The organism is Serratia sp. 22278, assembly GCF_052045405.1.
Lineage (GTDB): Bacteria > Pseudomonadota > Gammaproteobacteria > Enterobacterales > Enterobacteriaceae > Serratia > Serratia marcescens.
The window spans coordinates 37320-53949 of record NZ_JBQEOW010000015.1 but is presented as its reverse complement, the minus strand read 5'-3'; the positions used below and the strand labels follow the sequence as shown (position 1 = coordinate 53949).

General features: G+C 61.6%; 18 protein-coding genes. 15 read left to right on the top strand and 3 right to left on the bottom strand.

The window, feature by feature from the left end; genetic code table 11:
• From ACTJJ6_RS21010 to rbsK, 4 genes are read left to right on the top strand one after another with little or no spacing between them, the layout of a single operon-like run.
• Positions 1-1035, top strand: coding sequence for an ABC transporter permease (locus ACTJJ6_RS21010; RefSeq protein ID WP_049300369.1), 1035 nt, complete (start codon positions 1-3; stop codon positions 1033-1035).
• A gap of 31 nt (positions 1036-1066) precedes the next feature.
• Positions 1067-1738 (top strand): D-allulose 6-phosphate 3-epimerase, encoded by a 672-nt coding sequence (alsE, locus tag ACTJJ6_RS21005; RefSeq protein WP_016929984.1) that lies wholly within the window; start codon positions 1067-1069, stop codon positions 1736-1738.
• Positions 1739-1748: 10 nt separating this feature from the next.
• Positions 1749-2657 (top strand): allose kinase, encoded by a 909-nt coding sequence (gene alsK / locus ACTJJ6_RS21000; RefSeq protein WP_440804072.1) that lies wholly within the window; start codon positions 1749-1751, stop codon positions 2655-2657.
• The gene (gene rbsK, locus ACTJJ6_RS20995) at positions 2654-3580 is read left to right on the top strand and encodes a ribokinase (RefSeq protein WP_033639466.1); all 927 of its coding nucleotides are present in this window, start codon (positions 2654-2656) and stop codon (positions 3578-3580) included. The genes alsK and rbsK overlap by 4 nt, the downstream gene beginning before the upstream one ends.
• A gap of 40 nt (positions 3581-3620) precedes the next feature.
• Here the strand turns inward: rbsK and ACTJJ6_RS20990 are convergent, their stop codons facing one another.
• Complete coding sequence (locus ACTJJ6_RS20990; protein ID WP_028127691.1) at positions 3621-4229, bottom strand: HD domain-containing protein; 609 nt, start codon at positions 4227-4229, stop codon at positions 3621-3623.
• A gap of 183 nt (positions 4230-4412) precedes the next feature.
• Between ACTJJ6_RS20990 and trhA the strand changes: the two genes are divergently transcribed.
• Together trhA and ACTJJ6_RS20980 are read left to right on the top strand one after the other, a co-directional pair.
• Positions 4413-5087, top strand: coding sequence for a PAQR family membrane homeostasis protein TrhA (trhA, locus tag ACTJJ6_RS20985; RefSeq protein WP_028127690.1), 675 nt, complete (start codon positions 4413-4415; stop codon positions 5085-5087).
• Positions 5088-5237: 150 nt separating this feature from the next.
• Positions 5238-5735 (top strand): DUF2165 family protein, encoded by a 498-nt coding sequence (locus ACTJJ6_RS20980; protein ID WP_143778659.1) that lies wholly within the window; start codon positions 5238-5240, stop codon positions 5733-5735.
• A 38-nt stretch (positions 5736-5773) separates the two neighbouring features.
• Here the strand turns inward: ACTJJ6_RS20980 and ygfZ are convergent, their stop codons facing one another.
• The gene (ygfZ, locus tag ACTJJ6_RS20975) at positions 5774-6766 is read right to left on the bottom strand and encodes a tRNA-modifying protein YgfZ (RefSeq protein ID WP_440804066.1); all 993 of its coding nucleotides are present in this window, start codon (positions 6764-6766) and stop codon (positions 5774-5776) included.
• Positions 6767-7086: 320 nt separating this feature from the next.
• On the opposite strand from ygfZ, the gene sdhE reads away from it, so the two are divergent.
• From sdhE to creD, 5 genes are all read left to right on the top strand, one after another.
• Positions 7087-7353: an FAD assembly factor SdhE gene (gene sdhE, locus ACTJJ6_RS20970; protein WP_004931679.1), complete on the top strand. Its 267-nt coding sequence runs from the start codon at positions 7087-7089 to the stop codon at positions 7351-7353.
• Complete coding sequence (locus tag ACTJJ6_RS20965) at positions 7334-7756, top strand: protein YgfX (protein WP_016929976.1); 423 nt, start codon at positions 7334-7336, stop codon at positions 7754-7756. The genes sdhE and ACTJJ6_RS20965 overlap by 20 nt, the downstream gene beginning before the upstream one ends.
• A complete protein-coding gene (creB, locus tag ACTJJ6_RS20960; RefSeq protein ID WP_440804062.1) occupies positions 7756-8454 on the top strand; it encodes a two-component system response regulator CreB in 699 nt (232 codons plus the stop codon). Before ACTJJ6_RS20965 ends, creB begins: the two co-directional genes overlap by 1 nt.
• Positions 8451-9869 (top strand): two-component system sensor histidine kinase CreC, encoded by a 1419-nt coding sequence (creC, locus tag ACTJJ6_RS20955; protein ID WP_016929974.1) that lies wholly within the window; start codon positions 8451-8453, stop codon positions 9867-9869. The genes creB and creC overlap by 4 nt, the downstream gene beginning before the upstream one ends.
• An 80-nt stretch (positions 9870-9949) precedes the next feature.
• A complete protein-coding gene (creD, locus tag ACTJJ6_RS20950; protein WP_193843065.1) occupies positions 9950-11314 on the top strand; it encodes a cell envelope integrity protein CreD in 1365 nt (454 codons plus the stop codon).
• A 37-nt stretch (positions 11315-11351) separates the two neighbouring features.
• Here creD and fldB read toward each other — a convergent pair whose 3' ends face one another.
• Complete coding sequence (fldB, locus tag ACTJJ6_RS20945) at positions 11352-11870, bottom strand: flavodoxin FldB (RefSeq protein ID WP_004931683.1); 519 nt, start codon at positions 11868-11870, stop codon at positions 11352-11354.
• A gap of 106 nt (positions 11871-11976) precedes the next feature.
• On the opposite strand from fldB, the gene xerD reads away from it, so the two are divergent.
• The 4 genes from xerD to prfB all read left to right on the top strand — a co-directional run bounded on the left by xerD (position 11977) and on the right by prfB (position 16624).
• Positions 11977-12876, top strand: a complete 900-nt coding sequence (gene xerD, locus ACTJJ6_RS20940) for a site-specific tyrosine recombinase XerD (RefSeq protein ID WP_048795302.1) — start codon at positions 11977-11979, stop codon at positions 12874-12876.
• Between the two features lie 26 nt (positions 12877-12902).
• Complete coding sequence (gene dsbC, locus ACTJJ6_RS20935) at positions 12903-13619, top strand: bifunctional protein-disulfide isomerase/oxidoreductase DsbC (RefSeq protein WP_004931688.1); 717 nt, start codon at positions 12903-12905, stop codon at positions 13617-13619.
• Between the two features lie 6 nt (positions 13620-13625).
• Positions 13626-15359, top strand: a complete 1734-nt coding sequence (recJ, locus tag ACTJJ6_RS20930) for a single-stranded-DNA-specific exonuclease RecJ (RefSeq protein WP_016929971.1) — start codon at positions 13626-13628, stop codon at positions 15357-15359.
• Positions 15360-15525: 166 nt separating this feature from the next.
• Positions 15526-16624 (top strand): peptide chain release factor 2 gene (gene prfB / locus ACTJJ6_RS20925; RefSeq protein ID WP_096242572.1). Its coding sequence is split into 2 segments (ribosomal slippage): positions 15526-15600 and positions 15602-16624, totalling 1098 coding nucleotides; the frame shifts between segments, so codons are not numbered across the junction.
• The last annotated feature ends 6 nt before the right edge of the window (positions 16625-16630 follow it).

The following is a 16630-nucleotide window of genomic DNA, read 5'->3' as shown; positions in this document are numbered from 1 at the left end:
ATGGGCAACAACCTGAAATTTCGTCCGGACGGGGTCGCCGTCGGTCTGCTGGCATTGCTGCTGGCGGTGGTGCTGGCCTTTAGCCTGCTGATGCCGGGGCGCTTCTTAAGCGGCGCCACCTTCACCAGCGTGGCCTTCCAGCTGCCGGAGCTGGGCCTGCTGACGCTGGCGATGTTCATTCCGATCCTCAGCGGCGGCCTGAACCTGTGCATTATCGCCAGCGCCAACCTGACCAGCCTGCTGATGGCCTGGCTGTTCATCAGCTATCTGCCGGCGGACGCCGGGATGGGCTTGCAGGCGCTGTGGCTGGCGTTGGCGCTGGCGGCGGCGATGCTGCTGGCCGGGCTTATCGGCGCGGCGACCGGCGCACTGGTGGCGTACGTCGGCGCGCATCCGATTCTGGTGACGCTGGCCACCATGACCACGGTCAACGGCATCGGCATCTACCTGACGCGCGGCGCGGCCCTGAGCGGCATGCCGGAGATCGTGCGGTTTATCGGCGCTGAGCGCGTGCTGGGCGTGCCGGTACCGCTGTGGATCTTCCTGGCGGTCGCCGCCTTGCTGGCGTTGTTCTTGCAGAAAACCCGGCTCGGCAAATGCATCTACATGAGCGGCAGCAACATCAACGCCACCCACTTCAGCGGCGTGAATACCCATCGGGTGCTGATCGCCATTTACACCCTCTCCAGCCTGCTGTGCGTCATTGCCGGGCTGGTGATGATGGCGCGCTTCAACTCGGCGCGCATGGGCTACGGCGACTCCTACCTGCTGCTCACGGTGCTGGCGATCATTCTGGGCGGCACCGATCCGTTCGGCGGCTTTGGCCGGGTCAGCGGCGTGGTGTTGGCGCTGATCGTGCTGCAGGTGATCGCGACCGGTTTGAACCTGATGAATGTCAGCCCGCATTTCAGTCTGGCGATGTGGGGCGCGGTGCTGATTGCGGTGCTGGCGATGAAGTTTTTCCGACATCGCTATCGGCAGCGGCGGGCGATGCGCCGCAGCGCGGCCCAGGCCAGAACCGCGGCGGGCCACTGATCCCTTTTCCCTTTTGCGCAGGATAACGCTAATGAAATACCAGATTTCACCTTCACTGATGTGCATGAACCTGATGGATATTCGCCAGCAATTGGCGGTGCTGAATCGCCGCGCCGATATGCTGCATATCGACATCATGGACGGGCACTACGTTAAAAACATCACGCTGTCGCCGTTCTTTATCGAACAGATCCGCCCGCATACCTCGTTATTGCTGGACGTGCATTTGATGGTGGAGAACCCGACCGATTTCATCGACCCGATCGCCCGCGCCGGCGCGGACTTTATCTGCCCTCACGCCGAAACCATCAACCGCGACGCGTTTCGGGTGATCAATCAAATCCGCGCGCTGGGCAAAAAAGTGGGGGTGGTGCTGAACCCGGCCACGCCGGTGGAGTTTATTCGCCACTACCTTCACCTGCTGGACAAGGTCACGGTGATGACCGTCGATCCCGGCTATGCCGGGCAGCCGTTCATTCCCGAAATGCTGGACAAGATCCGCCAGTTGCGCGATCTGAAAAGCCAACAAAATCTGCGCTATCTGATCGAGATCGACGGATCCTGCAATCAGCGCACCTACCGCGATCTGATGGGCGCCGGCGCGGAAGTGTTGATCGTCGGCAGCTCCGGGTTGTTCAACCTCGATCCGGATCTGGAGGCGGCATGGGAAAAAATGCTGGATCAGATGCGGCAGGCGGCCTGAGGCGGGGGATATGATGCGGCATTTTCTTGGCGTTGACGTTGGCGGCACCAATACCCGCCTGCTGTTGATGGATGATGACGGCGAGTTTAGCGCTTACCGCAAGATAGCGACCGCCGACTGGGCGCGGCAGGCCGATCCGCTGGCGGCGTTGGGCAGCCTGATCGCCGGGCATAGCCAGGATCGTCAGGTGGCGCAGGTGATGCTTGGGTTGCCGGGGATCCTCAGCCGCGATCGCTCGCGGGTGCTGTCGCTGCCGTTCATTCCGGCGCTGGATGCCCAGCCGGTGGCGGCGCTGTTGGCCGATTTGCTGGCGCTGCCGGTGCGAATGGACAAGGACGTCAACCATCTGCTGTGGTGGGATTTGCAGCAGTTGCCGGCGCTGCCGCAGGTGGCGGTGGGGCTGTATCTGGGCACCGGCATGGGCAACAGCCTGTGGCTTAACGGCGACTTTTACCACGGGGCGCACGGCGCCGCCGGCGAGTTGGGGCACATTCCCTGGCCGGGCCATCTGGGCGAGTGCCCGTGCGGCAAACGGGGCTGCGTCGAGAGTTTGACCTCCGGCCATTGGCTGACCGGCTGGGCGCGCGCCAACGCGGCGCAAACGCCGTTCGACCGGCTGTTCGAGCGCCACGGCGATCATCCGGATTTGCAGCGTTTCGTCGAACGATTGGCGCAGACCATCGCCATCGAAATGAACGTGATCGACCCCCAACGGCTGATCCTGGGCGGCGGCGTGATCGCCATGCGCGGTTTTCCGTTGGCGCGGCTGGATCAAGAGATCCGCCGTCATCTGCGCGGGCCGCAGCCGGCACAGGGGCTGGCGATCTCCATCAGCCGCCTGACCGATGAAACCGGCAGCAAAGGCGCCTGTCTGGCCGCACGGCGCCACTTCCAATTAAGCAGGGAGTACCAGCAATGAAAGGCAAAGTCTGCGTGTTCGGTTCGTTCAACCTGGATATCGTCGCCGGCATGGCGCGGTTTCCGCAGCCCGGCGAATCGCTGATCGCCCGTAACAGCATGATGGGCGCGGGCGGCAAGGGCGCCAACCAGGCCACCGCCGCCCTGCGCGCCGGGGCGCGGGTACATTATATCGGCAAGGTGGGGCGCGACGACTTCGGCACCTTCGCCCGGCGCCATCTCGCCGCGGCCGGTTTCGATGCGGTGACGCTGTTCTCGACCGGCGATTGCCCGACCGGCAATGCGCTTATCTACGTTGCCGGCGAGGATGCGGAGAACATGATCGCCGTCGATCCCGGCGCCAACCTGACGGTCAGTGAGGACGAGGTGCGCCAGTGCCGCCCGGCGATCGCCGCGGCGGATATTCTGTTGACCCAACTGGAGAACAACCTGCCGGCGATCGAACAAGTGATCGCCATCGCCCGCGAGGCGCGGACGTTCATCATTCTCAACCCGGCGCCGTTTCAACCGGTGCCGGACAGCCTGTTGGCGCAGGTCGATCTGCTGACGCCCAACGCCACCGAATGCACATTGCTGACCGGCGTGCCGGTGCGGGATGTGGCTTCGGCGCGCCAGGCGGCGCAGGTGCTGCACGCCAAGGGCATTCGTTTGCTGATCGTGACCTTGGGCACGCAGGGGGCGTTGTTCTCGGATGGGGAACACAGTGAGCTGATCCCGGCGTTTCCGGCGCAGCCGAAAGACACCACCGGCGCGGGGGATGCGTTTAACGGCGCCCTGGCGGCGCAGTTGGCGAATCAGGTGCCGTTAGCCGATGCGGTGCGCTTCGCCGCCGCCTACGCGGCGGTCTGCGTGGAACGCGCCGGGGCGGCGGGGTCGATGCCGAGCTATGAGGAAGCGTTGGAACGCCAGCAGGCGTTCGCGTGACAAAGACGGGCTGCGGCCAAGAGGCGGCAGCCCGGTTCCCTTACTTCAACCAGCCTTTGCGCTGCGCGTCCCGCAGATGTTGCTCCATATGGTGCCACAGTTCGGGGTGTACGTCGGCGATAGACGCATTGCGCGCCAGCACCTGCTCCAGGCTGATGCCGTTTTCCACCCAGCTCTGGCCTTCGTTGTGCAGATTCATCAGCATCGGCATGGTGCGATCCAGCAGCAAGGCGAAGCGCGCATCGGCGCTTTCGCCATCTTCATACTCCTGCCATAAAGCGGTGAAATACTCGCGCTGAGCCTCCGGCAACATGCCGAACAGACGGCGCGCCGCCGCCACTTCCTGATCGTGGATCGCCGCGCGAGCCGCCAGATCGTAGACCAGCACGTCGCCGGCGTCGATTTCCACGATGTCATGCAGCAGCGCCATCTGGATCACGCGCTGAATGTCTACGTCATCACCGGCGTAGGGCGCCAGGCTCATGGCGGCGATGGCGAAGTGCCAGCTGTGTTCGGCGGAGTTTTCCTGGCGCTGGGTGCCCAGTACCTTGGTGCGGCGTTGTACGCCTTTCAACTTATCGATTTCCATCAGGAACTGGATGGTCTGGGTCATTGAACCGAAATCTAACGCGGGTACAGCGGATGACATGGTGTAAACCTCAAGATGGGTGGGTTGAAGCCTGACGATTGTAGACCAGCGGGCGGGGGATTTCGATGGTTACACGCGTTCACATTTTTATTTTAGCGTACACGTGTACACTGGAATTATTCTCAGTTAAGCTGCTTTGCGTTAATTTCGCACAAAGCAGGGCATTTTGAGGGGTTGCGCGTTATGGGGAAAACGGACGTAGTGAAAGCCGGAAGCAATAAGATGGTCGCCGCGGCTTATCCGTGGGCGGAAGAGATCGCCAACAGCATCAGCCACGGTATCGGGCTGGTGTTCGGCATCGTCGGCCTGGTATTGCTGTTGGTGCAGGCGGTGAATACCGGCGCCGATGCGACGGCCATCACCAGTTACAGCCTGTACGGCGGTAGCATGATCCTGCTGTTTCTCGCTTCCACGCTCTACCATGCGATCCCGCATCAGAAGGCCAAGCATTGGCTGAAAAAATTTGACCACTGTGCCATTTATCTCCTGATTGCCGGCACTTACACCCCATTTTTACTCGTGGGACTGGATTCACCGCTGGCGAAGGGCCTGATGGCGGTAATCTGGGGATTGGCGCTGCTCGGCGTGCTGTTCAAACTGGCCTTCGCCCACCGTTTTGAAGCCCTGTCGTTGGTGACCTACCTGACGATGGGCTGGCTGTCGCTGATCGTGATTTATCAGTTGGTTACGCGGCTGGAGGCCGGCGGCGTCACGCTGCTGGCGATCGGCGGGGTGGTCTATACCCTGGGCGTGATTTTCTACGCCTCCAAGCGCATTCGCTTTGGCCACGCCATCTGGCACGCCTTCGTGCTCGGCGGCAGCGCCTGCCATTTCATGGCGATCTACCTGTACGTCTAAGCGTTCACGCTACGTCTGAATGCGTATTGAACTGGCGCCTCTTTTGTTTTAAAAAAGAGGCGCTTGCTTCTTTCGGGTATCCAGCAAGCCCGTTCCTTCATTTCTGAGCCCGCATACCGTTTCTTTAACCTCTGTTCAGGACTCACCAAGATGATCGTTCGCTTATCCAAAGCGCTGCTGGTCTGCGCTATCGCCTTGTTCGCTTCGCTGGTCGCCTTCGGCAACATCACCGACTACGGTTCCAACTTCGCCTTCGTGCGCCACGTCTTTATGATGGACACGATTTTCCCCGACGCCACCATCGGCTACCGCTCGATACAGACGCCGTGGCTGCATCACGCCGGTTATATTTTCATCATTGCGCTGGAGGGCCTGACCGCGCTGCTGTGCTGGATTGGCGGCCTGCGCCTGCTGTGTGGCCTGAAACTGCCTGCGCACGCCTTTAACGGCCGGAAAAAGCTGGCGGTAGCGGGGTTGACGCTGGGCTTCCTCACCTGGCAGGTCGGCTTTATGTCGATTGGGGGCGAGTGGTTTGGCATGTGGATGTCGAAGCAGTGGAATGGCGTGCCGGATGCGTTTCGCTTCTTCGTCACCATCATTCTGGTGCTGATTTATCTGGTGCAGCGCGACGGGGAATTGGACGAGTAACGAAGATGGCCGCAGGCAGGGGGCCTGCGGCCGACGGATTATTTATCTTCGGCCAGCGAGTAGGGCAACGGTTTGATCGCCAACTGGCTGGCGGCATCGTCGCGCACCCGCAGCTTGCTGTCGGCATCCAGATCGTTGTTCATCACCACCTGCACCCACAGCGTGCCGTCGGTCAACTGACTCGACGCCAGTACGGTGCCGGTGCGGCGCCAGTTTTCCCCCAGCTGCAGCTCCAGATCCTCCGCCGCCTGCGGGGCGCGGGCCGCTTTACCTTCCAGCCAGTAGAGCGCACGCTTGTTGGCGCCGCGGAATTTGGCGCGCGCCACCATCTCCTGACCGGTATAGCAACCCTTGCTGAAGCTGATGCCTTCCAGCGCCTGCAGGTTGGTGGCCTGCGGGATCAGCTGCGCGCTGTTGGCGGCGTCGATAACCGGATAACCGGCTTCGATCTCCAGCGCCAGCCATTGGCTGCTGTCATTCAGTTCCGCCTGGTCATGCAGTTTGCCGATCAGCTGTTCGGCTACGGCGGGGCGGGTCACCAGCAGAAAACGTTCCGCCGGCGCAGCGAAGTGCAGAATCGTGGTCTCGCCGTCCTGCACCACCGGGTGCTCGGCGCTCGGCAGCGTGGCGAACAGGCCCGTCAGCGCGGCGCGCGCCTGGAAACCGGCGACGCCCAGCAATACCGCGTCATTATCGGCGGCGATAGTGACTTTGGAGAACACCGCGTATTTTTTGATTTCCGCCAGTTGGCTGTCCAGCACGCTGCGACGTTCCAGATAGGCGAAGCCTTCGCCTCGGTGGAACAGACGCAGGTTGCTCCACATTTTGCCCTTGGCGTCGCAGTGGGCGCACAGCACGTGTTGATCGGCCGCAAGCGCGTCGATGTCCGCCGTCACCTGGCCCTGGAGATATTTCACCGTGTCCGGCCCGTTCAGCGTCACCAGCGCCCAATCTTCCAGCGAGATCAGCGTCAGGGGCAGATGGGTGGAAGCGGAGGGCTGACGGGGTGGGAATGGAATGTTATGCGCCATAGTAAGTTCCTGCTCAACGTTTAGCTTACCTGAAGGGTATTGAGCCCATGGTAAAAGAGGCGGCGGGCTTTGCAAACTGTTATTCGCGCCGTGGCGCCGGGGTGCGCTTTTTTTGGCATTTTGCGCTTTATTGCGTTTTCCGCAGCAAAGCGCCTTCCCGGCGTGTATGTCAAATTGTTACTCTATAGGCTTGCGGCCAGGGCACCCTTGCAGACAGATCCCCGGCTGATGGAATTATATTGCGACGGCGTTGCCATACAGTGTGTCATTTGAACCCTGCGCTGGCGCTGCCGCGCTGAAAAGAGGTGAGTCATAACAACATGGATATTAACAACAAAGCACGTATTCACTGGGCTTGCCGTCGTGGCATGCGCGAGCTGGACATCTCCATCATGCCGTTCTTCGAATACGAATACGACAGCCTGAATGACGCGGACAAGGCGCTGTTTATCCGCCTGCTGGAGTGTGACGATCCCGATTTGTTCAACTGGCTGATGAATCATGGCGCGCCGCAGGACGGCGAGCTGCAGAGAATGGTGACCCTGATCCAAACGCGAAATAAAGACCGTGGCCCAGTGGCGATGTGATATCCGCATTTCCTGGCGCACCCAGCTGTTTTCACTGTTGACCCACGGCGTTCTGATCCTGCTGATCCTGATTTCGCCCTGGCCGGAGGGCTTTGGCCCGCTCTGGCTGGTGCTGCTGACGCTGGTGGTGTTTCAGTGCATTCGTAGCCAGAAGCGCATCGCCGCGGTGCAGGGCGAGCTGCGGCTGCTGGCGGACAGGCGTTTCAGCTGGCACGGCCGCGAGTGGCGGCTGGCGAAAAAACCGTGGATGCCGGGTTACGGCATGCTGTTGACGCTGCAGCCGATGGAGGGCAAAAAGCGCCGCCGGTTGTGGCTGGCTTCCGACTGCATGAGCAAAGAGGAGTGGCGCCACCTGCGGCAGCTGTTGCTGCATCCGCCGGCGGGTAACGGCGAGGAACCCTGATGAAACCCGTACTCTGGTTGGTGGAGGATGAACCCAGCATTGCCGATACGCTGGTTTACACGCTGGAGAGCGAAGGCTTCGAAGTACGCTGGTTCGAACGCGCGGAGCCGGCGTTGCAGGCGCTGGCGCAAGAAGGCGCGCCAGCGCTCGCTATCCTCGATGTCGGTTTGCCGGATATCAACGGCTTTGAATTGTGTCGCCGCCTGCTGGCTCAGGCGGCCGACCTGCCGATTCTGTTTCTTACCGCCCGCAGTGATGAAGTGGATCGCCTGATCGGGCTGGAGATCGGCGCCGACGACTATGTCGCCAAGCCGTTCTCCCCTCGCGAGGTCAGCGCCCGGGTGCGCACCATTTTGCGCCGCCTGCATAAGCAGCAGCGCCTGCAACAGAGCGCGCGCTACCATTTCGGCGCTTTCGCCCTCGACGAAGACGCGGCCACCATCTCCTACCATCAGCGGCCGCTGCCGCTGACCCGTTACGAATACCTGCTGCTGAAGACGCTGTTGTTGGCGCCTGGACGGGTGTTCTCGCGGCAGCAACTGATGGAAAGCGTTTGGGCGCAGGCGGAAGAAAGCCTGGATCGCACCGTCGATACCCGCATCAAAACCCTGCGCGCCAAACTGCGTGCGGTGGATCCCGGTGAGCCGCCGATCCACACCCACCGCGGATTGGGCTACAGCGTGAGCCGCCAGCCATGAAAATTGGCCTGCGCCTGCTGCTGGGATATTTTCTGATCGTGGCGGTGGCCGGGTACTTCGTGCTGAGCATTTTCGTCCAGGAAGTGAAGCCCGGCGTGCGGCGCGCTACCGAAGGCACACTGGTGGACACCGCCAACCTGCTGGCGCAGATCGCCCGTCAGGACATGCAGCGTGGCGATGCGGCGCATGGCCAACTGGCGCAGGCGTTTACGCAGCTGAACCAGCGGCCGATCGGCGCCAATATCTCCGGCATCCGCAAGGATCGCAGCGAATACCACGTCTATCTTACCGATGCGCGAGGCAAGGTCATCTTCGATTCCGCCGGCCGCGCGCAGGGGCAGGATTATTCGCGCTGGAATGACGTTTATCGGACGCTGCGCGGCCAGTACGGCGCCCGCAGCACCCGCAGCGACCCGCAGGATGAAAACAGTTCGGTGATGTATGTGGCCGCGCCGGTGATAGAACAAGGGCGCATTATCGGCGTGCTTACCGTGGGCAAACCCAACAGCACCATGGCGCCGGTGATCAAACGCAGCGAACGGCGCATTTTGTGGGCCGGCGCATTGCTGCTGGGGATCGCGCTGCTGATCGGGGCGGCGTTCGTCTGGTGGATCAACCGTTCCATAGGCCGTCTGGTGCGTTATGCCGACGGGGTGGCGCAGGGAGAAAACGCGCCGTTGCCCAAAGTGGGCGGCCGGGAATTGACGCAGCTGGCGCAGGCGTTGGAGAGCATGCGTCTGAAGCTGGAAGGCAAAGCTTATATCGAACAGTATGCACATACCCTGACGCATGAGCTGAAAAGTCCGCTGGCGGCGATCCGGGGGGCGGCGGAACTGTTGCAGGAGCTGCCACCGCCGGAGACCGCCCGGCGTTTTCTCACCAATATCGAACAGCAAAGCGCACGCATCCAGCAACTGGTGGATAAACTGCTGGTGCAGGCGCGGCTGGAGAGCCGGCCAGAAATGGAGACCGCGCCCATCGCGATCGCGGCGCTGATCGGCCAGACGATGGCGGGCAAAGAGGCGCAGGCGACGCAGCGCGGCGTCAGATTGCAACTGGAGGCGTTGGCGGAGGTGACGCTGAACGGCGATGCATTGCTGATCAGCCAGGCGCTGACCAACCTGCTGGACAACGCGATCGACTTTACCCCGCCGGGCGGTTGCGTCAGCGTGCGAGGGGAACGGCGGGAACAGCATTACTGCATCAGCGTCTGTGACGACGGCAGCGGCATTCCGGACTATGCGCTCGATAAAGTGTTCGAGCGTTTTTATTCGCTGCCGCGCGCCGAACGGCCTAAAAGCAGCGGGCTGGGCCTGAACTTCGTGCAGGAGGTCGCCCGTCTGCATCATGGCGGCATTCGCCTGCGCAACCGCCGGCCGCACGGGGTGGAAGCGACTTTCATGTTATCGCTGTGACTTCACCTTCCCTTCACATAACCACATTCTGATTTCACCTGCGGGTTTTATCGTGGCCTCATTACCTACGAGGAGCGAGCATGATGAAATCGGTACTTTTCTGGAAAATAACCACGTTGCTGGGATTGATGGTGGTGATGTTGATCCCCATCGCCCAACTGATGAGCGTGATCGACGAACGCAGCGGCTATCGGCAAAGCGTGGTCGGGCAGGTGAGCGAAAGCACCAGCGGGGCGCAGCGCGTGCTCGGCCCGTTGATTGTCATTCCCTATATCGAACGCGAAGAGAAGAAAGACGAGAAAGGGCAAACGGTGGTGCAGCGGGTGCAGCATTACCGCTATTTGCTGCCGGAGTCGCTTCAGGTGCAGGGCGCGCCGAAGGTGGAAGTGCGCAAGCTGGGCATCTATCAGACGCAGGTTTATCAGGGGCCGCTGAACTTCAAGGTGCGTTTCGGCCAGCCGGAGCTGACGGATTTGCAGCGCGCCAACGTGGCCGTCGGCCAGCCGTTCCTGCTGGTGGCGCTGAGCGACTCTCGCGGCATCAAGCGCATTTCCCCGCTGGCAACACCGCAGCCGGTGGCGTTTGAGCCGGGCACCGGCGTGGGTTCGTTGCGCCAGGGGATCCACGCACCGCTGACGCTGGCGGCGTTGCAACAAAAAGAGGGGCTGAACGCTGACTTCACCCTGACGCTGGCGGGCACCAGCAGCCTATCGCTGGTGCCGCTGGGGCGCAGCAGCGAGCTGCAACTGCAAAGCAACTGGCCGCACCCGAATTTTCTCGGCAACTTCCTGCCGGACGAACGTAAGGTGACGGATCAAGGGTTTAGCGCTCGCTGGCGCAGCACCTGGTTCGCCAACAACATTAACAGTGCGTTCCATTACGACGATGGCATTATCGACGAGGACAAGCTGCCGGCCTTCAGCGCCAGCCTGGTCGAACCGGTCGATCACTATCAGCTGACCGAGCGTGCGGTCAAATACGCGCTACTGTTTATCGGGCTGACGTTTATGGCGTTTTTCCTGTTCGAAACCCTGACCGGGCTGCGGGTGCACCCGATTCAGTACCTGCTGGTCGGTGCGGCGCTGGTGTTGTTCTACCTGATTCTGCTGGCCTTCTCCGAACACCTGGGATTCGCTCCCGCTTACCTGGCGGCCAGCATCGCCTGCAGCGGACTGATCGGCTTCTATCTGAGCGCCGTGCTGCGCGGCAAGCTGCGCGGTGCGCTGTTCGCCGCGAGCCTATTGCTGTTGTACGGCGTGCTCTATTTGCTGTTGCAGTCGGAGGACAATGCGTTGGTGCTGGGGGCGGGGCTGCTGTTCGCCATTCTGGCGGGCATTATGCTGTTGACGCGCAAGCTGGACTGGTATCAGGTGGCCGATCCGGCGCGTTTGACCAAGGAAACGCCGGCCGGGGAAGACGAGCCACGCTTTCGTCTGTGGAAATAAGTGAGGGAAATCGGGCGCGTTACGCGCCCGATAGCGGCTACAGCAGCGGCTCCATCTCCAACAGGATCTGTTCGCACCATTGCTGCAGGCGCTCTTCGCTCAGATCGTATTGGTTGACCTCATCGAGCGCCAGGCCGACGAAATGTTTGCCGTCGGCGCTCAGCGGTTTGGGGCTGGTGAACTCGAAGCCCTCAGTTGGCCAGAAGCCGATGAACTGTACGCCCAGCGGCGCGATGTGATCGTGCAGCATGCCCAGCGCGTCGAGGAACCACTCACCGTAACCGAGCTGATCGCCCATGCCGTACATGGCGACGATTTTGCCTTTCAGATCCAGCGCCGCCAGCTGCGGCCAGATCGCTTCCCAGTCTTCCTGCAGTTCGCCGAAATCCCAGGTCGGGATGCCGAGGATCAGAATGGAATAGTCCTCCATCAGCTTGGGCGAGACGTCTTTCAGGTTGTGCAGGTCGACCAGGTCTTCACCCAGAATCTCACGGATTTTTTCTGCCGCCATTTCGGTGTAGCAGGTGCTGGAGCCGTAAAACAGACCAATCTTCATGTGTAAACCGTTACGTTGCTGTTTAGAGAATTGCAGCGAGTATACCTGATTTGCTCCGGCTTAAGGCATAATGGCGCGGGTGGAAATGCAACAAAGAGAGGACCGCGTGCAACAGCAAGACAATGCGCTGATTGAACAATTCCTGGATGCGCTGTGGCTTGAGCGCAATCTGGCGGAAAATACGCTGGCCTCCTATCGGCTGGATTTGCAGGCACTGGGCGCCTGGCTTGGCCAGCAGAAGACCGATTTGCTGCAGGCGCAGGCGTTGGATCTGCAGGCGTTTCTCGCCGAGCGGGTGGATGGCGGTTACAAGGCCACCAGCTCCGCGCGTTTGCTGAGCGCCATGAGGCGCCTGTTTCAATATCTGTACCGCGAAAAGCTGCGCGCCGACGATCCCACCGCGCAGCTGGCGTCCCCCAAACTGCCGCAGCGCTTGCCGAAGGATCTGAGCGAGGCGCAGGTCGATGCGTTGCTGCAGGCGCCCTGCGTCGATCAGCCGCTGGAGCTGCGCGACAAGGCGATGCTCGAAGTGTTGTACGCCACCGGGCTGCGGGTTTCCGAGCTGGTGGGGCTGAGCATCAGCGACGTCAGCCTGCGTCAGGGCGTGGTGCGGGTGATCGGCAAGGGCAACAAGGAGCGGCTGGTGCCGCTGGGCGAAGAGGCGGTCTACTGGATCGAAAATTATCTGGAGCACGGCCGCCCATGGCTGGTCAACGGTCAGACGCTGGATGTGCTGTTCCCCAGCACCCGCTGCCAGCAAATGACCCGACAGACGTTCTGGCATCGCATCAAACACTATGCCATCCTTGCGGGCATCGACAGCGAGCGTCTGTCGCCGCACGTGTTGCGGCACGCGTTCGCTACCCATTTGCTGAACCATGGGGCCGATCTCCGTGTCGTACAGATGTTGTTAGGGCACAGCGATCTCTCGACCACGCAAATTTATACACATGTAGCGACCGAACGACTGAAACAGCTACATCAACAGCATCACCCGCGCGCCTGAGCGGCGGGTTCGAAAGGATTGGAACAATGAAAAAAGGTTTAATGCTGCTCTCTCTGCTGGTGGCTTCGGTGGCCGGCGCCGCCCATGCCGATGACGCGGCGATCAAAAAAGCGCTCGCCAGCCTGGGCATCCAGCAGGCGGACGTGCAGCCTTCGCCGGTCAACGGCCTGAAAACCGTGCTGACCGACAGCGGCGTGCTGTACGCCTCCGAAGACGGCAAGCACATCCTGCAGGGCCCGCTGTTTGACGTCAGCGGCAAAGAGCCGGTCAACGTGACCAACCAACTGCTGAGCAGCAAGATGGACGCGCTGAAAGATCAGATGATCGTTTACAAAGCGCCGAAAGAGAAACACGTGATCACCGTGTTCACCGATATCACCTGCGGTTACTGCCACAAACTGCATCAGCAGATGAAAGAGTACAACGATCTGGGCATTACCGTGCGTTATCTGGCATTCCCGCGCCAGGGGCTGGCTTCCCAGGCTGAAAAAGACATGCAGTCGATCTGGTGCACCGCCGACAAGGCCAAGGCGTTTGACGCCGCCATGAAAGGCGACGCCGTTTCTCCGGCGACCTGCAAAACCGACATCAGCAAGCATTACGAGCTGGGCGTGCAGTTCGGCATTCAGGGCACGCCGGCCATCATCCTGGAGAACGGCATGATGATCCCGGGCTATCAGGGGCCGAAAGAGATGGCCGCCATGCTGGATGCGCACCAGGCCGCCACCAAAGCCGGTGGTTAATCGCCGGTGAGTATCAAAACGCAACTACGCCGCCGCCCGGCGGCGGACGACACGCATCTGCCCGCCAGTTTGCCGCCGCTGCTGCGTCGGCTTTACGCCCTGCGCGGTGTGCAGGCTGAGCAAGAGCTGGAACGCGGCGTCAAGGGCATGCTGCCCTGGCAACAGCTGGACGGCATCGACGACGCCGTCGGCCTGCTGCAACAGGCGCTGGCCGACGGCCGCCGCATCATGGTGGTGGGCGATTTCGACGCCGACGGCGCCACCAGCACCGCGCTGACGGTGTTGGCGCTGCGCAGCATGGGCGGCGCAGCCGTCGATTATCTGGTGCCTAACCGTTTCGAAGACGGTTATGGCCTGAGCCCCGAAGTGGTGGAGCAGGCGGCGGCGCGCGGCGCAGAACTCATTGTCACCGTCGATAACGGCATCTCCTCCCACGCCGGCGTCGACGTGGCGCACGCCAAGGGCATGCAGGTGCTGGTGACCGATCACCACCTGCCGGGCGAGACCCTGCCGGCGGCCGAAGCGATCGTTAACCCCAACCTGCGCGGCTGCGCCTTCCCGTCCAAATCGCTGGCGGGGGTAGGCGTCGCGTTCTACCTGATGCTGGCGCTGCGCGCCCGCCTGCGGGACAGCGGCTGGTTCGAGCAGCGCGCGCTGGCGATGCCCAATCTGGCGGAGCTGCTGGACCTGGTGGCGCTCGGCACCGTGGCCGACGTGGTGCCGCTGGACGCCAACAACCGCATTTTGGTGTATCAGGGATTAAACCGCATCCGCGCCGGCAAATGCCGACCGGGCATCCGCGCGCTGCTTGAGGTGGCCAACCGCGACGCCCGTCAACTGGCGGCCAACGATCTCGGTTTTGCTCTCGGGCCGCGGCTCAACGCCGCCGGCCGGCTGGACGACATGTCGATCGGCGTGGCGCTGCTGCTGAGCGACGACATCGCGCAGGCGCGCATGCTGGCCAACGATCTCGATGCGCTGAACCAGACGCGACGCGAGATAGAGCAGGGCATGCAGGTGGAAGCCCTGCAGCTGTGCGATCAGCTGGAGCGCACCAGCACCGAGCTGCCTTACGGATTGGCGATGTATCACCCGGAATGGCACCAGGGCGTGGTGGGCATCCTCGCTTCGCGCATCAAAGAGCGTTTCCACCGCCCGGTGATCGCGTTCGCGCCGGCGGGTGACGGCATCCTGAAAGGCTCCGGCCGTTCGGTGCCCGGCCTGCACATGCGCGACGCGCTGGAGCGGCTGGATATGCTGAACCCCGGGCTGATGATGAAGTTCGGCGGCCACGCGATGGCGGCCGGGCTGTCGCTGGAAGAAGCCAAATTCGACGAGTTCCGCCAGCGTTTCGGCGAGCTGGTGGGCGAATGGCTCGATCCGGCGATGCTGGAAGGGGTGATCTGGTCCGACGGCGAACTGGCGATGCAGGAGCTGTCGCTGACCACGGCGGAGCTGCTGCGCGAGGGCGGCCCGTGGGGCCAGGCGTTCCCGGAACCGACCTTCGACGGCAAGTTCCGCATCCTGCAGCAGCGGCTGGTGGGCGAGAAACACCTGAAGCTGATGGTGGAGCCGCTCGGCGGCGGCCCGCTGCTCGACGGCATCGCGTTCAACGTGGATACCACGCTGTGGCCGGACAGCAGCGTGCGCGAAGTGGAACTGGCCTACAAGCTCGACGTCAACGAGTTTCGCGGCAACCGCAACGTGCAGCTGCTGATCCAGCATCTTTGGCCGCGCTGAGGCGAAATTGAACACAATTCGGGGATTGGGCTCTCCAATCCCCGGCATCCTTCCCGATCGCCACAAAAACTGACCAACTCGCTATAAACTGCCGCCCGGATCCGTTAGAATTAGCGGTTCCAATGGCATTCCGCCATCGACGACATCAACGTAAAAGAACGAAACCATGTTTGAAATTAACCCGGTAAAAAACCGAATTCAGGACCTGTCCGAGCGGACTGCGGTTCTTAGGGGGTATCTTTGACTATGATGCCAAGAAGGAACGCCTAGAAGAAGTCAACGCCGAGCTGGAGCAGCCGGACGTTTGGAACGAGCCGGAGCGCGCACAGGCGCTCGGTAAAGAGCGCGCTGCGCTGGAAGCCATCGTTGAAACCATCGATCAGCTGGAGCAGGGCGGCGAAGACGTTGGCGGGCTGCTGGAACTGGCGGTGGAAGCCGACGATGAAGAGACCTTCAACGAAGCGGTCGCCGAGCTGGATCAACTGATGAGCAAACTGGATCAGTTGGAATTCCGCCGCATGTTCTCCGGCGAATACGACAGCGCCGACTGCTACCTGGATATCCAGGCCGGCTCCGGCGGCACCGAAGCGCAAGACTGGGCCAGCATGCTGCTGCGCATGTACCTGCGCTGGGCCGAAGCCAAGGGCTTCAAGACCGAAGTGATCGAAGAATCCGACGGCGACGTCGCTGGCCTGAAATCGGCCACCATCAAGATCATCGGCGACTACGCGTTCGGCTGGTTGCGCACTGAAACCGGCGTGCATCGCCTGGTGCGCAAGAGCCCGTTCGACTCCGGCGGCCGTCGCCACACCTCGTTCAGCTCGGTGTTCATCTACCCGGAAGTGGACGACGATATCGATATCGAAATCAACCCGGCGGATCTGCGTATCGACGTGTACCGCGCCTCCGGTGCGGGCGGTCAGCACGTCAACAAAACCGAATCCGCCGTACGTATTACTCACCTGCCAACCAACATCGTGGTGCAGTGCCAGAACGATCGTTCTCAGCATAAGAACAAGGATCAAGCGTTTAAACAGCTGCGAGCCAAGCTGTACGAGTTTGAGATGCAAAAGAAAAATGCTGATAAGCAGACGATGGAAGACAACAAGTCCGACATCGGCTGGGGCAGCCAAATCCGTTCTTACGTGCTGGATGACTCCCGCATCAAGGATTTGCGCACCAACGTCGAAACGCGTAACACGCAGGCCGTACTGGATGGCGACCTGGATAAATTCATTGAGGCAAGTTTGAAAGCCGGGTTATGAGGAATA

Bases quoted from the DNA above. Each gene is read 5' to 3' on its own strand.
- ACTJJ6_RS21010 (WP_049300369.1), top strand. From the start codon at position 1: ATGGGCAACAACCTGAAATTTCGTCCGGACGGGGTCGCCGTCGGTCTG.
- alsE (WP_016929984.1), top strand. From the start codon at position 1,067: ATGAAATACCAGATTTCACCTTCACTGATGTGCATGAACCTGATGGAT.
- alsK (WP_440804072.1), top strand. From the start codon at position 1,749: ATGATGCGGCATTTTCTTGGCGTTGACGTTGGCGGCACCAATACCCGC.
- rbsK (WP_033639466.1), top strand. From the start codon at position 2,654: ATGAAAGGCAAAGTCTGCGTGTTCGGTTCGTTCAACCTGGATATCGTC.
- ACTJJ6_RS20990 (WP_028127691.1), bottom strand. From the start codon at position 4,229: ATGTCATCCGCTGTACCCGCGTTAGATTTCGGTTCAATGACCCAGACC.
- trhA (WP_028127690.1), top strand. From the start codon at position 4,413: ATGGGGAAAACGGACGTAGTGAAAGCCGGAAGCAATAAGATGGTCGCC.
- ACTJJ6_RS20980 (WP_143778659.1), top strand. From the start codon at position 5,238: ATGATCGTTCGCTTATCCAAAGCGCTGCTGGTCTGCGCTATCGCCTTG.
- ygfZ (WP_440804066.1), bottom strand. From the start codon at position 6,766: ATGGCGCATAACATTCCATTCCCACCCCGTCAGCCCTCCGCTTCCACC.
- sdhE (WP_004931679.1), top strand. From the start codon at position 7,087: ATGGATATTAACAACAAAGCACGTATTCACTGGGCTTGCCGTCGTGGC.
- creB (WP_440804062.1), top strand. From the start codon at position 7,756: ATGAAACCCGTACTCTGGTTGGTGGAGGATGAACCCAGCATTGCCGAT.
- creC (WP_016929974.1), top strand. From the start codon at position 8,451: ATGAAAATTGGCCTGCGCCTGCTGCTGGGATATTTTCTGATCGTGGCG.
- creD (WP_193843065.1), top strand. From the start codon at position 9,950: ATGATGAAATCGGTACTTTTCTGGAAAATAACCACGTTGCTGGGATTG.
- fldB (WP_004931683.1), bottom strand. From the start codon at position 11,870: ATGAAGATTGGTCTGTTTTACGGCTCCAGCACCTGCTACACCGAAATG.
- dsbC (WP_004931688.1), top strand. From the start codon at position 12,903: ATGAAAAAAGGTTTAATGCTGCTCTCTCTGCTGGTGGCTTCGGTGGCC.